12 protein-coding genes are annotated in these 15,258 nt (G+C 67.8%); 8 read left to right on the forward strand and 4 right to left on the reverse strand.

Features of this window, described 5'->3' with window-relative positions:
* The first annotated feature begins 191 nt into the window (after nt 1-191).
* The 3 genes from AAFU51_16175 to AAFU51_16185 all read left to right on the forward strand — a co-directional run bounded on the left by AAFU51_16175 (nt 192) and on the right by AAFU51_16185 (nt 3,775).
* On the forward strand, nt 192-1,268 hold the full coding sequence (locus AAFU51_16175) for a methyltransferase domain-containing protein (GenBank protein ID MEO1572796.1): 1,077 nt from the start codon (nt 192-194) through the stop codon (nt 1,266-1,268).
* 145 nt (nt 1,269-1,413) lie between these two features.
* The gene (locus tag AAFU51_16180; protein ID MEO1572797.1) at nt 1,414-2,571 is read left to right on the forward strand and encodes a trypsin-like peptidase domain-containing protein; all 1,158 of its coding nucleotides are present in this window, start codon (nt 1,414-1,416) and stop codon (nt 2,569-2,571) included.
* A gap of 115 nt (nt 2,572-2,686) precedes the next feature.
* A complete protein-coding gene (locus tag AAFU51_16185; protein MEO1572798.1) occupies nt 2,687-3,775 on the forward strand; it encodes a hypothetical protein in 1,089 nt (362 codons plus the stop codon).
* A gap of 3 nt (nt 3,776-3,778) precedes the next feature.
* Here AAFU51_16185 and AAFU51_16190 read toward each other — a convergent pair whose 3' ends face one another.
* Together AAFU51_16190 and AAFU51_16195 are read right to left on the reverse strand one after the other, a co-directional pair.
* Nucleotides 3,779-4,255 carry a hypothetical protein gene (locus tag AAFU51_16190; protein MEO1572799.1) on the reverse strand — a complete coding sequence of 159 codons (477 nt, stop codon included), beginning with the start codon at nt 4,253-4,255 and terminating at the stop codon, nt 3,779-3,781.
* Nucleotides 4,252-7,086 carry an NF038122 family metalloprotease gene (locus tag AAFU51_16195; protein MEO1572800.1) on the reverse strand — a complete coding sequence of 945 codons (2,835 nt, stop codon included), beginning with the start codon at nt 7,084-7,086 and terminating at the stop codon, nt 4,252-4,254. Before AAFU51_16195 ends, AAFU51_16190 begins: the two co-directional genes overlap by 4 nt.
* 251 nt (nt 7,087-7,337) lie before the next feature.
* On the opposite strand from AAFU51_16195, the gene AAFU51_16200 reads away from it, so the two are divergent.
* From AAFU51_16200 to AAFU51_16215, 4 genes are all read left to right on the forward strand, one after another.
* Nucleotides 7,338-8,840 carry a magnesium chelatase gene (locus tag AAFU51_16200; GenBank protein ID MEO1572801.1) on the forward strand — a complete coding sequence of 501 codons (1,503 nt, stop codon included), beginning with the start codon at nt 7,338-7,340 and terminating at the stop codon, nt 8,838-8,840.
* A gap of 99 nt (nt 8,841-8,939) precedes the next feature.
* Nucleotides 8,940-9,299, forward strand: coding sequence for a transposase (locus tag AAFU51_16205; protein ID MEO1572802.1), 360 nt, complete (start codon nt 8,940-8,942; stop codon nt 9,297-9,299).
* A 32-nt stretch (nt 9,300-9,331) separates the two neighbouring features.
* Nucleotides 9,332-9,769, forward strand: a complete 438-nt coding sequence (locus AAFU51_16210; protein MEO1572803.1) for an IS5 family transposase — start codon at nt 9,332-9,334, stop codon at nt 9,767-9,769.
* 35 nt (nt 9,770-9,804) lie between these two features.
* Nucleotides 9,805-11,805 (forward strand): FG-GAP-like repeat-containing protein, encoded by a 2,001-nt coding sequence (locus AAFU51_16215; GenBank protein MEO1572804.1) that lies wholly within the window; start codon nt 9,805-9,807, stop codon nt 11,803-11,805.
* A 4-nt stretch (nt 11,806-11,809) separates the two neighbouring features.
* On the opposite strand, the gene thrS is transcribed toward AAFU51_16215, so the two are convergent.
* Nucleotides 11,810-13,798, reverse strand: a complete 1,989-nt coding sequence (thrS, locus tag AAFU51_16220) for a threonine--tRNA ligase (protein MEO1572805.1) — start codon at nt 13,796-13,798, stop codon at nt 11,810-11,812.
* A 200-nt stretch (nt 13,799-13,998) separates the two neighbouring features.
* Entirely contained in the window at nt 13,999-14,481 is a 483-nt protein-coding gene (locus AAFU51_16225; protein ID MEO1572806.1) for a sporulation protein, read from the reverse strand.
* A 125-nt stretch (nt 14,482-14,606) separates the two neighbouring features.
* On the opposite strand from AAFU51_16225, the gene tmk reads away from it, so the two are divergent.
* The gene (gene tmk / locus AAFU51_16230) at nt 14,607-15,221 is read left to right on the forward strand and encodes a dTMP kinase (protein MEO1572807.1); all 615 of its coding nucleotides are present in this window, start codon (nt 14,607-14,609) and stop codon (nt 15,219-15,221) included.
* Nucleotides 15,222-15,258 lie beyond the last annotated feature (37 nt).

The following is a 15,258-nucleotide window of genomic DNA, read 5'->3' on the forward strand; positions in this document are numbered from 1 at the left end:
GTTCGCTGACCGTCGCGGTTCGCTGACCGTCGCGGTTCGCTGACCGTCGCGGTTCGCTGACCGTCGCGGTTCGCTGACCGTCGCGGTTCGCTGACAGCGCGGTGGGCAAAATGCCGTGGGTGACGTAAGGGGCGGGCCCGTATGTTCGTCCGCCTTTTCCGTTCTCGCTTCTACCACGCCTCGCGCCCGCCATGCAAGTCCCCACCACACCCGCGCCGCTCCCCGCCGACCAGGTCCACGCCGCCGTCCGCGACTACTACGGCTCGACCCTCGAAACCAGCGCCGATCTCAAGACGAGTGCGTGCTGCTCCACGGAGGACCTGCCCGCCCAGCACAAGGCCATCCTCGGCCAGCTCGAAGACGAGGTGCTGGCCAAGTTCTACGGCTGCGGCTCGCCGCTCCCGCCTGCGCTCGACGGCTGCACGGTGCTCGACCTCGGCTGCGGCACGGGGCGCGATGTGTTTCTCGCGGCGGCGCTCGCGGGGCCGAACGGCCGCGTGATCGGCGTGGACATGACCGCCGAGCAGTTGGAGGTCGCCGAGCGGCACGCGGCCACGCACGCCGAGCGCTTCGGCTTCGACACCGTCACGACCGACTTCCGCCTCGGCACCATCGAAGACCTCGCGGCGCTCGGCATCGAGGACGACAGCGTAGACGTGGTGATCTCGAACTGCGTGCTCAACCTCACGCCCGACAAGCGCGCCGCCTTCGCCGAGATCGTGCGCGTGCTCAAGCCCGGCGGCGAGCTCTATTTCTCCGACGTGTTCGCCGACCGCCGCATTCCCGCCGACGTGGCCGCCGACCCCGTGATCCACGGCGAGTGCCTCGGCGGCGCGCTCTACGAGGAAGACTTCCGCCGCATGCTCATCGACCTCGGCATCCCGGACTACCGCATCGTCTCGTCGCGGCCCATCGTCGTGGAGGACGAGGCCATCGCCGCGAAGACCGGCGGCATCCAGTTCAGTTCCAAGACCGTGCGCGCGTTCAAGGTGACGAGCCTGGAGGACCGCTGCGAGGACTACGGCCAGGTCGCGTTCTACCGCGGCGGTATCGACGAGCAGCCGCACGCCTTCCTCCTCGACGACCACCATCTCTTCGAGAAGGACCGACCGATGCTCGTCTGCGGCAACTCCGCCGCGATGGTGCAAGAGACGCGCTATGGCCGCTACTTCGACGTGCTCGGCAACCGCAGCACGCACTTCGGCCTCTTCGACTGCGCTCCGGCCCCCGCCAGCGCCGACGGCGAGGCGAGCGGAGGCTGCTGCTGAGCGGCGCTATCGGGAGGCGCTGCAGAGGGGTGGCGTAGAGAGACAGCCGGGGAAACAGCCAGGCGGTGCTTCCGTACGAGCCGCCTGTCGTTGTTTTTACCCTGCTGTTGTTTCTCCGAAGCCTCTGCTGATGCGTCGCCCCTCCATGAAGGTCCACGTCCTCATTCTCCTCGCGCTTGCGCTCGTTGGGTGCAAGCAGCCCGCGCAGTCGCAGGACGCGCCGCAGGAGCCCGCCCCGCAGCGCGTCAGCGCCGACCGGCTCGCTGAGACCGCCGACGCGAACATCGGCGCGACGCGCCGCACAGCCATCGTCAACGCCGTCGAGGTCGTGGCTCCGGCGGTGGTGTCGGTCAACGTGATCGAGGTGCAGCAGGTGCGCTACCGCGACCCGTTCGCGGGCGACCCGTTCTTCGAATACTTCTTCGGCCGCCGCCGCGACCGCGTCGTCGAGCGGCAGGTGCAGGGCCTCGGCTCCGGCTTCGTGATCTCGCCCGACGGCTACATCGTCACCAACGACCACGTGGCCGGCAACGCGACCAAGATCACCGTTGCCTTCCCCGACGGCGGCGAGCTCGACGCGACGCTCATCGGCTCTGACCCCGAGAGCGACATCGCGCTCTTGAAGGTGGAGCCGCCTTCGCCGCTGCCGTACCTCCAGTTTCGTCAGAACGATGACATCGTGGTCGGCGAGTGGGCCATCGCGCTCGGCAACCCGTTCGGGCTCTTCGAGGCCGCCGAGCCGACCGTGACCGTCGGCGTGGTGAGCGCCACCGGCCGCGACTTCGCGCCGCAGCAGGGCCGCGTCTTCCGCGACATGATCCAGACCGACGCGGCCATCAACCGCGGTAACTCGGGCGGGCCGCTCGTGAACGCGCTCGGCGAGGTCATCGGCGTGAACACGTTCATCTTCTCGCAATCAGGCGGCTCGGTCGGCCTCGGCTTCGCGGTCCCAGCCACGCGCGTGCGCGGCATCGTGGACGAGCTGCAGGCCAACGGCTTCGTGGACCGCTCCTTCTACACGGGGCTCAACGTGCGCGCCATGAACGCGCGCATCGCACGGGCGCTCGGCCTCACCTCGGCACGCGGGCTGATCGTGGAGAGCGTCGATCCGGCCTCGCCCGCCGAGAGCGCGGGGATCCGCCCCTACGACGTGATCGTGGCCATCGCGGAGCAGCAGGTGAGCACCGCCGAGGACGCAAAGGCGCTCTTCGGCAGCATCGGCGCAGGCGAGACGGTCGCCGTCCGCCTCCTGCGCGACGGCACTGAGCAGACGCTGACGCTCGCCATCGCACGCACCGGGTGAGGGAAGGGTTGAAGTGGGAAGTTTGAAGTGAGAAAGGCGACGCGGGGCAACCTCCACAGAGGTAGCTGTGTGTGAGCGTCGCCTCGGATCTCTTCAGGGTTGGCCCGCTCCCGCCATGCGCTACGCTCTCGTCGCTCTACTTCTCACCTCTCACCTCGTACTTCTCACGTCGTGCTTGCCCGGTTCGCAGCGGCAGCAGACGCGCGGGGTGACGCCGGCGGACTCGCTCTCGATGGAGGTCGCGGCGGCGGTGCCGGTAGACACGCTCGCGCTCGCACGCCGCATCGTGCCGCCCGATTCGCCCGAGTTGGCGTATCCGATGACGCTTGCCTTCAGCGCGGACGGGTCGGAGCTGCACGTCCTCGACCAGGAAGACGGCCACCTCGCTTCGTTCAACGTGCGGACGGGCGACCGGACGCGCATCGTCACGCCGGACACGTTTGCGTTTCCGTTGCTCGCGGGTCAGCGCGGCGACACGCTGGCAGTCCTGAGCCGCGAAGACACGCGCTTGCATTTTGTCCACGAAGGGCAGGTGACGCGGACGGTTGACCTGCCCGAGGCGGGCTATGCGACGGCGTTCGTGACCGACAGCACCATCGTGCTCAAGAGCGTGGACCAGGACGCGGGGACGGAGGACGAGACGATGGGCACGTTTGTCGCCGTGCTGGACCACAACGGAGCGGAGCGCGCGCGCTACGACCTCGGTGGTCCGTGGTGGCGGCACATCGGCTACGTCCGGCCGTGGGACGATGATGTCCTTAGCCTCTCCGGCTACCGCCCCGTCGTGGACGTGCTCGCGCCCGAGACGGCTTCCGGCGCGACGCTCGACACGCTCGCGCTCGTCAGCTTCGACTCGCCTCTCTTGAACACCTCGCTGCGGTTCATGCGCGACGAGGTCCGGGAGCCGCCGCTCCTCAGCGCCGCCGCTCGGGCGCTCGGCGACACGCTCTACGTGCTCAACCTCCGCCCCGGCGTCCTCCGCATCGACGCGTACACGAAGGAAGACGGTGCGGCCCGCTTGCAGCGTGTCTACGAGTTCCAGGCCGTGCCCGCCGAGCAAGACCCGCTCGCGCTCTTCCCCACCGACCTCGACGTGCGCCAAGCTGCTGATGGGACGCTCACGTTTGCGGTGCTCCTGAAGGGCCCGCAGGTGAGCGTGCTGGTGCTGGAAGCACCGCCGACGCTAGACGCGCCGGACGCATAGCGGCTATTCAACCACATCGCCGCGGCGGAACGGGAATTCCAGCATGGCCCCGCCGATCGGAAGTTGCACGCTCACCGAATCCGCTGGGTTGGTAGTGAGTGCCCCGTAGCTGTCCTGGTCGAGCGTGTAGGTGGCTTGCGTGACGGTGGTGCCACCGGGCTCCTCGTAGTCGCTGGGGCCGTTGGCGAGTGGGGCGCGGTAGACGGCCTCGCCGATCTCGAAGATGGCAGCGCTGTCGCCGAGGGCCACGGCGCTCTCGCCGCGGAAGGTCGCCACGGCGAGGTAGCTCGGCGCGGTCGGGAGCAGCGTGAACGTCGGCGTGGGCGGTGGCGTCGCAGCGCGGCTCCCGTCGAGGGGACCTGCGGGCGAGCACGCCGACAGAAGCCCGGCAACCAACGCAGCCGTCAGCAGGGGTGCCGCGAACGAGAGCACCCCGGCGAGCGGACTCGCCGGGGCGCGGTGCTTGGGACTATGGCTCATCGGACCAGCAGGATGCGCTGGGTTGCCGTGTCGTCACCGGCGCTCAGCCGCACGAGGTAGGCCCCGGCGGAGAACGCGCTCGCTTCCAGCGTGGCTGTGTGGCTGCCTGCCGTAAGCGATGCGCCGTCGAGCAGGCGGGCGACCTCGCGGCCGAGCACGTCGTAGACCGTCAGCGTTGCCTCTGTAGTCTCCGGGAGGTCAAAGCGCAGCGTCGTCTGCTGGTCGAACGGGTTCGGGTAGGCGCTGTGCAGCGCAAACTGCACCGGGGCGGCCTCGTTCTCGTTCGACACCGGCTCGCGGAGCGTGAAGCCCACCAGGATGTCGATCTCTGGCTGGAAGAAGTCGTTGGTGACCAGCTGCACGTTGCCACGGTAGCGGGCCGGGACGAGCAGCGAGGGCTCGATGGTGACCACGAGCGGCTCGGTGGTGCCCCCGGCGATGCTGCCGAAGCGGGGCGCCGTGTAGAAGGGGTTCGCCCCGACTAGCGCCGACACCTCGATGTCGTCTAGGAACCAGCCCTCGTCCGACGCCGTGATGTTGCTGTCGAACTCGAAGCCGATACGGAGCGGGCTGGCCTGGCCCGAGGCGTCGTTGAGCGGGATCATCATGGTCTGCCACTCGTCGCCGTTGACGAGCGCGCCGCCGTCCGAGGTGGCGAGCTCGACGAGGGTCGCGCCGTCGTCGTAGGTGAGCACGACGCGGGCGATGTCGTTCTGGACGACCTGGAGGTAGTACGAGAACGTGAGCGTTACGAGGTCGCTCGTCGGCACGCCGCTGAGGTCGATGGGCGGGCTGAGGAGCAAGCCCTCGGCGTTGTTGCGGTAGCCGAGCGGATCGGTCTGGCCGAAGTAGGCCGCGAACGGCGCGGAGTGGCCTGGCAGAGCCGCCGGCCCGATGTCGACGCGCCGCCAGTCCTCGGCCTCGCCGCCGCTGGCGGTGAAGCCGTTGAAGTCGTCCTCGAAGTTGGCCGTGAAGAGGTTCTGCGCCTGGGCCGCGCGCTCGGCGCCGACGAAGTGGCTCAGCGACGACCGCGCGGCGCTGGCCTGGGCGGCGAGCGTCATCCGTGCTTCGTATTCGAGCGGGAGACCGCCCTCGTTCGAGATGTTGACCGTCTGCGACACCGCGGGCTCGTCCGTGAAGATGGTCGAGAAGTTCAGTAGGTCATCATCGATGGAGGCCTCGGGGCGGGCGGCGCCGCCGGTGGTGAACTCGAACGGCGCGTCGATCACGAGGCGGTCCTGCGCGTTCGTGATGAGCCGCAGGAGCCCGCCAAACGTGGCCGGTGCGTCCGACCCGAAGGTGACCGCCACCGAGCCTTGCTGGCCCGGCGCGATCTCGCCGCTCTCCACGACGGAGAGGGTGGACGATACGCCCACGGGTACGGAGAACGTGCTGAAGACCTCGGCCTCGAAGAAGAGCGGCTCCGTGCCTGTGTTGGTGAGCACGAACTCGGCCGTGCCGTTCTCACCGACGGGGGTGTCGCCAATCTCGACGACGGGCGTAGCGGTCGAGATGTCGAGCTCGCTGCCGTCGAAGGAGAGCGTGGCCGAGGTAGTCACCGGGTCGAAGTCGACGTTGTAGCCGATGACCTGGAGCATGCGGATGTCGGCGTCTTCGAGGAGCACGCGGCCGCCACCAAAGGTGGGGTCCATGATGCCGATGCGGCGGTCTTCGCCGAGCGACGGGGGCCGCTGCGCGTCGTCCTGCCAGTGCGAGGCCTGCTGGCCGTCGCCGCCTTCGCGGCCGCCGGTGGCCGTGGAGGTCGCGAGCTCGACGAGGCCGTCGAAGAAGACGTGCTCCGGCTCGAAGTAGGTGGTGCCACCCTCGACGACGAGGACGCGGTTCGGCGGCGGCCCTGGCGTGAGCACGCGGTCCGCGGCGGCGAAGCTGTCGTAGTCGCCCGGCTCCACGGCGTCGGGGCGCACGCGGAAGAGGTCCCAGGTGGTGAAGAAGTTGTTCGGCGGCCCGCCGAAGCCGATCGCGCTGTTGAACCCGAGCGAGTGGCCCATCTCGTGCGCTACGATGGCCTCGAAGTCGGTGAAGCCCGAGCTTATGCCGTTGGCCGGGTCAAAGTCGTAGCTGAACGCCGAGTTGAAGCCGATGTTGGCGACGCTGCCGAACGGGTTGACAGACGGGTTGGGGTCAAGCGTGGCGGGGGCAAAGCCGAGGGCCTGGCGGTTGGGCAGCGCCATCAGCGCCGAGCCGAGCGGGCTTCCCGTCGTGGCTGAGACCGGCTCCGCGATGGTGTTGTAGAGCTGCTGGAGCTGGGCGTCGCCGTTGGCGGCGAGGAGCGCGTCGCGCAGCTCGTTGGGACCTACGGCCTGCCCGCCGATGGTGGCCGTGCCCAGCGCTGACGTTGCGCTGGCGATGACGCCTGGTGGGAAGGTGCCTGAGCCGAAGCGCTCCGGCCCAAAGTCCACGTCGATGATGACCGTGATGGGGTTGGTGATGCGCCGCTCCCAGAGCGCGGCCGCGCGCCGGAAGGCCAGGAGGGCCACCGGGCGTGCGATCAGCTGATCGGTGGCCCGCAGAAAGATGCGCATCCCGTCGATCGTGGCGGGGTTGTTGGTCGAGGAGACGAGCGTGAGGTTGAGGTCGCTCGCTGCCGTGCGCTGAAGCTGCTCCAGCGACGCGTCTGCTGCCGGGCGGCACATCACCGTGCCATCGGGCATGCCGACGACCTCGTAGGTGCCGTGGCTGTGGTCGTGCGGGTGGGCCGCCGCCGCCGCCGCCTGATAGGTTTGGAAAACAGCGGGCTGAGCAAGCGCCGGGACACTCACGAGCGCCGCGCCAAGCAGGGCAACGGTGAGGATAGCAGTACGAAAGGACATAGGGAGCGGTGGTAAGGGGACCGAAAACGCCAAGACCCCAAGGTACTCGCGCTGGGGCGGCGGGGCTAGCCAAGGAAGGATACCCGAGATTGGTTCCCTGGAATAAACCGCGCTTCGCCTCAATGACTAGGCGAGAGCCACCGCAAACCTGGCAACAGGAACAGCGCCCGTGGGGGTCGCGTGGGAGTCGCCCTTTCTTGTTCGCCCGTCTCCCTGGCTCCATGGCTGCCACCCGCCCCCCTCGTATATCCATGCTTGGCGACCTCAAGGCCGCCGGGTACCGGCCGCGCTCCGTCAAGGACGAGATGCGCGCCAACCTCATCCACAAGTTGCGCGCGGGCGAGAACGTCTTCCCCGGCATCCTGGGCTTCGAGCGGACCGTCATCCCGCAGCTCCAAAACGCGATCCTTGCCCGGCACGACTTCATCCTGCTGGGCCTGCGCGGCCAGGCCAAGAGCCGCATCGTGCGCATGCTGCCGAGCCTGCTCGACGAGTGGATCCCCTACGTCGCGGGCACCGAGCTCTACGACGACCCGCTCGCGCCCGTTTCCCGCCAGGCGCGCGAGATGCTCATCGAGAGCGCCGACGCTACGGCCATCGAGTGGCTGCACCGCTCCGAACGCTACGGTGAGAAGCTGGCCACGCCCGACACGACCATCGCCGACCTCGTCGGCGACATCGACCCCATCAAGGCGGCCACGCAGAAGCTCACCTACGCCGACGAGCGCGTCATCCACTACGGCATCATCCCGCGCACCAACCGCGGCATCTTTGCCATCAATGAGCTGCCCGACCTCCAGCCGCGCATCCAAGTCGGCCTGCTCAACATCATGGAGGAGTCGGACATCCAGATCCGGGGCTTCCAACTCCGCATCCCGCTCGACGTGGTGATGGTCTTCACGGCCAATCCCGAGGACTACACCAACCGCGGCTCGATCATCACGCCGCTCAAGGACCGCATCGACAGCCAGATCCTCACGCACTACCCGCGCTCCATTGAGATTGGGGTGGCGATCACGGCGCAGGAGGCCTGGCAGGAGCGCGGCGGCCCGACCGTGCGCGTCCCGCACTACTTCCGCGAGGTCGTCGAGCAGATCGCCGTCGAGGCGCGCCAGAGCGAATACATCGACCAGAAGTCGGGCGTCTCCGCGCGCCTAACGAGGGCCGCGCTCGAAGACCTCGTCTCCGCCGCCGAGCGCCGCGCGCTGCTCAACAGCGAGGCTGAGACGACGCTCCGCATCAGCGACCTCGTCCACGTCGAGCCCGCAATCACGGGCAAGGTCGAGCTCGTTTACGAGGGCGAGCAGGAGGGCGCGCAGAACGTGGCGCGCGTGCTCGTGGGCCGCGCCGTGGCCGCGATCTTCAAGCGCTACTTCCCCGACCCCGCCGCGAAAGGCGAGGGCGATCAGGGCCGCGCCGCCTATGCGAAGATCCTCGGCTGGTTCTCGAAGGGCAACACCATCGACCTCACACCCGAGATGGGCTTCGAGACGTACGCGCAGACGCTCGACCGCGTGGAGGGCCTCCGCACGTTCGTGAAGAAGCACTCCGACCCCGCCACGCCCGCTGAGACGGCCTCGGCGATGGAGTTCGTTCTGGAGGCGCTGCACCAGCACTCGCTCGTCGGCAAGGACGCGCTCGTCGAGCAGACGTCCTACTCCGACATCATGGGCTCGGTGCTCGGCAGCCTCGGCACCTTCGGCGACGACGAGGACGACGACGACTTCGAGGACTACCGCCGCCGCTACGGGTGAGGTCAGCGGCAGGCACATATAATTGTCCTTGTGTAATCGATATGTGTGCCTGAGCTTAGAGGCTATTGCAAAAGTGGGAGGACGTGATAGCTTCGGGGCATGAACCCTGTCCGACTCTCCGAGGCGCAGTGGGACGCCATTCGGCCCCACTTGCCGCCTCCCAAGAAGATGGGCCGACCCCGCGCCGACGACCGCGCTGTGCTCGAAGCCATCCTCTTTGTCATGCGCTCCGGCTGCCGCTGGGGTGACCTTCCTGCCACATACGGCATCAATCCCTCCACCGCCTGGCGACGGCTGGGTCGCTGGGAAGCCGATGGCACGTGGGAACGCCTCTGGCGGGCGTTCCTCGCCTCGCTCGACGCCCGCCCCGCCGAGGCGGGGGCGGAGAGCAAGCTCCGCTGGGCTGAAGCCTTCCTCGACGGAAGCTTTGTCCCGGCAAAAAGGGGGGCCGCTGCGTAGGCAAGACGCGTAAGGGTAAGGGGACCAAGCTGATGCTCGTCACCGACGGCGAAGGGCTGCCGATTGGCCTGCTCGTCGAGAGCGCGCAGAAAAGCGAGGTGCGCTTGGCCGAAGAGACCCTGGCGACGGTGCGAGTGGCGCGCGCCCGTGGTCGAGCCCGCACACGCCCAGATCGGCTCACCTGTGACCGTGGCTATGATAGCCGGGCCTTCCGACGCTACCTCACGCGGCGGGGCATCCGGCACGCGATCCCGACGAGGCGGCGTCCGAAGAGGTGGAAGGCGCGGCGTGGGCGTCCCCCCGAGTGTGACGCAAGCGCGTATCGGCAGCGCTGGAAGGTGGAGCGCACGTTCGCGTGGCTGTTCAACTACCGGCGGGTGGTGGTGCGGTGGGAGCGTCATGTGGGGGTGTATCGCGGGTTCGTGCTCTTTGCGCTGAGCCTGCTCTGCCTCAACCGACTTCTGCAATAGCTTCTAGGAGAGTACCTCACCAAACGGCTCTTCCTATGCTTCGCGTCGTCGCCTTTCTCCTGACGCCTCTTCTTCTGCTGCTCGGGCTCGCTCCCGGACTCGCAGCACAGACTTTCACCAACGCTAACGACCTCGTCCCTGACAACAACGTGTTTTCCACCTTCGGGGCCACCATCGCCGACCTGGATGGGGACGGGCGGGCGGATCTCGTAGGGCAGGGGGGGTGGCTGCTGCAGCGGGATGAGGGGTTCGAGTTCAGGTCGTTCGGGACCGTCTTCCCCATAGGAGCCCTCGTTGGGGATGTGGACGACGATGGGCGGGCTGACCTCTTTCTCATGGAAGCGTTTGACCCCAACTTCTACCAGTATCAGCCTGCCCGTGAGCGCTTGACGCTGTTTGAGGGGCGAAACGGAATCAGCTTCAGGAATACGGGGATTGACCTCAACAGCAACTTTCTCACGCAAGGGTCCGTGCTGTTCGACTACAACCAGGATGGCAGCCTCGACCTTCTGCTGGGCAACGATCTCGACTTCGATCTGCTGTACCGAGGAAATGGGGCCGGGCGCTTCGACTTCATCCAAGCCGGGGTCCCCGTGCTCGAACGGGGGACCTACGGCATGGCCGCCGCCGACTACGACCGGGACGGCGACAGCGATATCTACATCGGCCTGTGTTTGGGCATCACGGAAAACCTCCTCTACCGCAACGACGGGGGCGCCTTCGAGGAGGCATCGGTGGCCGTGGGGGTGGCGGACGAGCGCCCGAGCTGGGGCGTCGCCTGGCTCGACTTCGATAACGACGGTTGGCAAGACCTCTTCGTCGCCAATATGCCGAGCGAAGGTCTCTCGGGAAAGAATCGCCTCTATCGCAATGAGCGGGACGGAACCTTCACCGACGTAGCGGAAGCCGCCAGCGTCGACGGTCCGAGCACCGATTCGGGATGGAACGTGTCGGTGGCGGACTTCGACAACGACGGCTGGCAAGACCTCTTCGTCGCCAACAGCCCAGGCGTCTCCCGCCTCTATCGCAACAACAGCGACGGCACCTTCACCGACGTCACGGGTGGAGCCAACCTTTCCGACATCACGACTACCCCCGCGGCCGCAGGCGATGTCAACGGGGATGGTTGGATGGACCTCTACACGCCAGATTCCCGGTTCCGACTCTACCTCAACGACGGGGGCACTAACGGGTGGCTGCGCGTACGGCTGCGAGGCGTCACGTCGAACCGCGAAGGCGTTGGCGCGCGCATTGAGGTGACCGCGGGCGACCTTGCAATGGTGCGCGAGGTGCAGATCGGCGACGGCATGATGTCGCAGAGCGAGGGCCGCCTTGCGCACTTCGGCCTCGGTACGGCCTCCTCGGCGTCCGTCACGGTGCGCTGGCCGAGTGGGCAGGTGGACGTCTACGAGGGCATCGATCCGAATCAAACGCTAACGCTCGTGGAAGGGGTCGGCGAGGACGCGCCGCCCGCTCCGTTTCGCCTCCTCACGCCGGCAGAAGAGAGCGTGGTCTCGAACCTCGACCCGGTCACGTTCGCCTGGGAGCCGTCCACGGACGAGGGCGTGGTCTACACCCTCTACCTCAGTTCAGACGATGGCCGCGACCAGGAGTTCGAAACCACGGAGCCCCAGTGGGTGCAGCCCGACCTCGCCGAAGGACGCTACCAGTGGGCCGTCACGGCGGACGATGGCTACTCGGTGCGGACCAGCCTGGGTGCGGGCAGTTTCGAGGTGGTGAGTGACGTTGCGGCCGATCCCCAACCGCAGCAGGCACACATGCAGGTCTCGGTCTGGCCCAACCCCGTGCAGGCCACGATGCGCGTCGCGTTCGGTCTGGAGGCGCCCGGGCAGGTGGCGCTGGACGTGTACGACCTGCTCGGGCGGCGTGTCGCAGGCACGACGCTCGGGTGGCAGGCGGCTGGGGCGCACGAAACCTCACTCAGCATGGAGCGCCACCCAGCCGGGAGCTACGTCGTGCGTCTCACCCGGGAGGGACAGTCTCCGCAGTTCGCTCGGTTTGTGCTTTCGGACTGAGCGCCTACGCGCGGCCTAGCTGCTCGGCGACTTCCTGCTGGAGCGCGGCGATGAACTCGGCGGTCGGCACGGCTCCGCGGTCGCCCTCGGCCTGGCGGCGGACGGCGACGGTCCCCGCCTCGACCTCCTTGCCGCCGACGACGAGCATGTAGGGTACCTTCTCGACTTCGGCGTCGCGGATCTTGCGGCCGACTTTCTCGCTGCGCAGGTCGGTCTCCACCCGGAAGCCAGCGGCGCGGACGGCCGAAGCAACCTCACGAGCGTAGTCGCTGAAGGCGTCGCTGACGGGGAGCACCTTCACCTGCACGGGCGCGAGCCACACGGGGAAGTGCCCGCCGCAGTGCTCGATGAGCACACCAATGAAGCGCTCCAGGCTGCCGAACGGCGCACGGTGGATCATCACCGGCCGCTTGCGGGTGTCGTCCGCGTCGATGTAGGTCAGGTCGAAGCGCTCGGGGAGGTTGTAGTCCACCTGGATGGTGCCGAGCTGCCAGGGGCGGCCGAGGGCGTCCTTGACCATGAAGTCGAGCTTCGGCCCGTAGAACGCGGCCTCGCCCTCCTCCTCGATCGTCTCCAAGCCCATCTCGGCCGCGGCCTCGCGGATCGACTGCTCGGCCGAGTCCCACAGCGCGGCCTCGCCGATGTACTTGTCCGTGTTCTCGGGGTCACGGAGCGACACCTGCGCCGTGAAGGTGTCGAACGTGAGCGCGCGGAGCACGGTCAGGGTGAGGTCGATGACGTTCTTGAACTCGTCCTTGACCTGGTCGGGCGTGCAGAAGAGGTGGCCGTCGTCCTGCGTGAAGCCGCGCACGCGGGTGAGGCCGCCGAGCTCGCCGGACTGCTCGTAGCGGTAGACGGTCCCGAACTCGGCGTAGCGGATCGGGAGCTCGCGGTAGGAGTGCGGCTGCCGGTCGTAGATCTGCACGTGGTGCGGGCAGTTCATCGGCTTGAGCAGGTAGCCCTCCCGCTCGCTCTCGGGCGCGCCTTCCGCGTCGTCCTCAAACATGGGCGGGAACTGCGAGTCGGCATAGTAGGGGTAGTGCCCGCTCGTCTTGAAGAGGTCGAGCCGCCCGATGTGCGGAGTGACGACAGGCTGGTAGCCGCGCCGCGTCTGCTCCTCCTTGAGGAAGTTGGTCAGCGTCTCGCGCAGGATGGCCCCTTTCGGCAGCCAGATCGGCAGGCCGGGCCCCACCGTCTGCGAGAACATGAAGAGCCCCATCTCGCTCCCGAGCTTGCGGTGGTCCCGCTGCTCGGCGAGCGCCATCATCTCGAGGTAGGCGTCGAGTTCCTTCTGCTTCGGGAAGGTGATGCCGTAAAGGCGTGTCAGCTGCGGGCGGGAGTCGTCGCCGCGCCAGTAGGCCCCGCTCAGCTTGGTGAGCTTGATGGCCTTGATGGGCTTCGTGGACGGGATGTGCGGCCCGCGGCAGAGGTCGGTGAAGCCGCCCTGCGTGTAGAACGTGATGCTCCCGTCTTCGAGGTCTTGGAGGAGTTCGAGCTTGTACGGGTCGCCCTTCGCCTCGAAGTGGGCGATGGCGTCAGCCTTGCCGATGGGCTGGCGCTCGAACGCGTTGTTCTGCCGCGCAAGCTCCTTCATCTTCTTCTCGATGGCGGGGAAGTCTTCGGGCGTGAGCGTCGGGGTGCCCTCGACAGCGGAGAGGTCCACGTCGTAGTAGAACCCGCGCTCGATGGCGGGGCCGATGCCGAGCTGGACGCCGGGGTAGAGCGCTTCGAGCGCCTCGGCCATGAGGTGCGCCGACGAGTGCCAGAAGGCGGCTTTGCCGTCGTCGTCGCGCCAGGTGAGGATCTGCACCGTGCTGCCGTCGGGGAGCGGGCGGCTGAGGTCGCGCACCTCGCCCTCCTTCTCGCCGGGTAGCGTGACCTTGACGGCGAGCGCGTTGCGGGCGAGGCCCGCCGAGATATCCTGGGCGAGGTCCAGGCCGGTGGCATTCGCGGGGAGGTCGCGGACGGAGCCGTCGGGGAGGTGGATCTGCATCGGGTGGCTATCGGCAGTAGGCCGTCGGCTATCGGCAAAAGGAATGGAGCCGATAGTCTACGCGCGAAGCCGCCCGCCGCGCCGCGCCGGGGGCGAAAGGCTAGCGAAAAACGAAGCAGTGGGCCGCAGAGCTGGGAGCGCCACGAGGATCTGGCTTGACGCCCCAAATCCATCGCGACATCTCCTCGACCCTCGACCCGCTACCGCACCGTGATCTCCTGCCAGCCGCTGTCGGGGTCGTTGCCCTTCATATCCACGCTCGCGTAGACCCGCCACGAGAACGCCGCGTGCCGCCCTTCGAGCGTCGGTGGGAGGTGATCCGGGAGGCGGAACGTGGCCTCGAAGTCGTGGCTGGAGTTGGCGCTGAGCTGCTGCGCGCCCGCGAGCGTCTGCTCGTCGGTGTGGAGCGTCTCCGTCTTGCGTACGTCGAGGCGGTCGCGCGTGATCGCGGCGCCGGTACTGCCTGCAGGGCGACTCGTGCCACCACCCCGGTAGTCGGGAATGTGGATCTCCTCCTGGCACTGGAGCTTGACCGTGATCTTGTTCACGTCGATGGCGTCGTCGCGGACACGCACGGTGACGGTGGCCGTGAGGGTGCCGCCACGCTCGGCATCGTCGGCGCGGATGTCCACGTCGGCCCAACTGCCGGTGAGGTTTTTCTTGAGCGAGGAGAAGAAGCCCATGGGTCGAGCAGGTTGGTGGGAGAGAACGCTACCCCAGGACGCGCACAACGCCGCGACGAGGGCGCATCCGCTACATCCTGGATACGGGGCTACCTTTGCCCGTCCTTTCAGCGCTTTCTCTGCTCATGTTTCTGACCTTCGAAGGCCTCGACGGCTCTGGCAAGTCGACGCAGGTGCGTCTGCTCGACGCGCACCTCCGCAGCCAGGGTCGCCACACGCTGCGCGTCCGCGAGCCGGGCGGCACCGAGATTTCCGAGCATATCCGCACGCTGCTCCTCGATCCCGCGCTCGACATCGTGCCGTTCGCCGAGCTGCTGCTGTTCTCGGCAGCGCGGGCGCAGCTCGTCGCGCAGAAGATCCGCCCCGCTCTCGCCGACGGCACTATCGTCCTCGCCGACCGCTTCTTCGACTCGACGTTCGCCTACCAGGGCGCTGGGCGCGATGTGGCGGACCTTGGCTGGCTGCGCGGCTTCCAAGAGCGCGTCACAGGCGGGCTGCTGCCGGACCGCACCTACTACTTCGACGCCCCGCTCGACGTCCTCGCTGAGCGGCGAAACGACCGCGAGCCGGACCGCATGGAAGGCTCCGACGACGCGTTCTTCGGACGCGTGCGCACAGCCTACCTTGCCCTTGCCGAGGCCGAGCCGGACCGCATCTGCGTCCTCGACGCCACGCAGCCCATCGAGACGCTGCACGCGGAGGTCCTTGCCGACCTGAACACGCTCGTAGCCACGCGCTAGCCTCGGAACCGTATTGACCCCGTCTGGTTGAGCTTCG

The sequence above is a fragment of the Bacteroidota bacterium genome (assembly GCA_039821555.1).
GTDB lineage: Bacteria > Bacteroidota > Rhodothermia > Rhodothermales > Rubricoccaceae > JBCBEX01.

Coding starts and splice junctions, on each gene's coding strand:
- AAFU51_16175 (MEO1572796.1), top strand. CDS start 192: ATGCAAGTCCCCACCACACCCGCGCCGCTCCCCGCCGACCAGGTCCAC.
- AAFU51_16190 (MEO1572799.1), bottom strand. CDS start 4,255: ATGAGCCATAGTCCCAAGCACCGCGCCCCGGCGAGTCCGCTCGCCGGG.
- AAFU51_16200 (MEO1572801.1), top strand. CDS start 7,338: ATGCTTGGCGACCTCAAGGCCGCCGGGTACCGGCCGCGCTCCGTCAAG.
- AAFU51_16195 (MEO1572800.1), bottom strand. CDS start 7,086: ATGTCCTTTCGTACTGCTATCCTCACCGTTGCCCTGCTTGGCGCGGCG.
- thrS (MEO1572805.1), bottom strand. CDS start 13,798: ATGCAGATCCACCTCCCCGACGGCTCCGTCCGCGACCTCCCCGCGAAT.
- tmk (MEO1572807.1), top strand. CDS start 14,607: ATGTTTCTGACCTTCGAAGGCCTCGACGGCTCTGGCAAGTCGACGCAG.
- AAFU51_16215 (MEO1572804.1), top strand. CDS start 9,805: ATGCTTCGCGTCGTCGCCTTTCTCCTGACGCCTCTTCTTCTGCTGCTC.
- AAFU51_16205 (MEO1572802.1), top strand. CDS start 8,940: ATGAACCCTGTCCGACTCTCCGAGGCGCAGTGGGACGCCATTCGGCCC.
- AAFU51_16185 (MEO1572798.1), top strand. CDS start 2,687: ATGCGCTACGCTCTCGTCGCTCTACTTCTCACCTCTCACCTCGTACTT.
- AAFU51_16210 (MEO1572803.1), top strand. CDS start 9,332: ATGCTCGTCACCGACGGCGAAGGGCTGCCGATTGGCCTGCTCGTCGAG.
- AAFU51_16180 (MEO1572797.1), top strand. CDS start 1,414: ATGAAGGTCCACGTCCTCATTCTCCTCGCGCTTGCGCTCGTTGGGTGC.
- AAFU51_16225 (MEO1572806.1), bottom strand. CDS start 14,481: ATGGGCTTCTTCTCCTCGCTCAAGAAAAACCTCACCGGCAGTTGGGCC.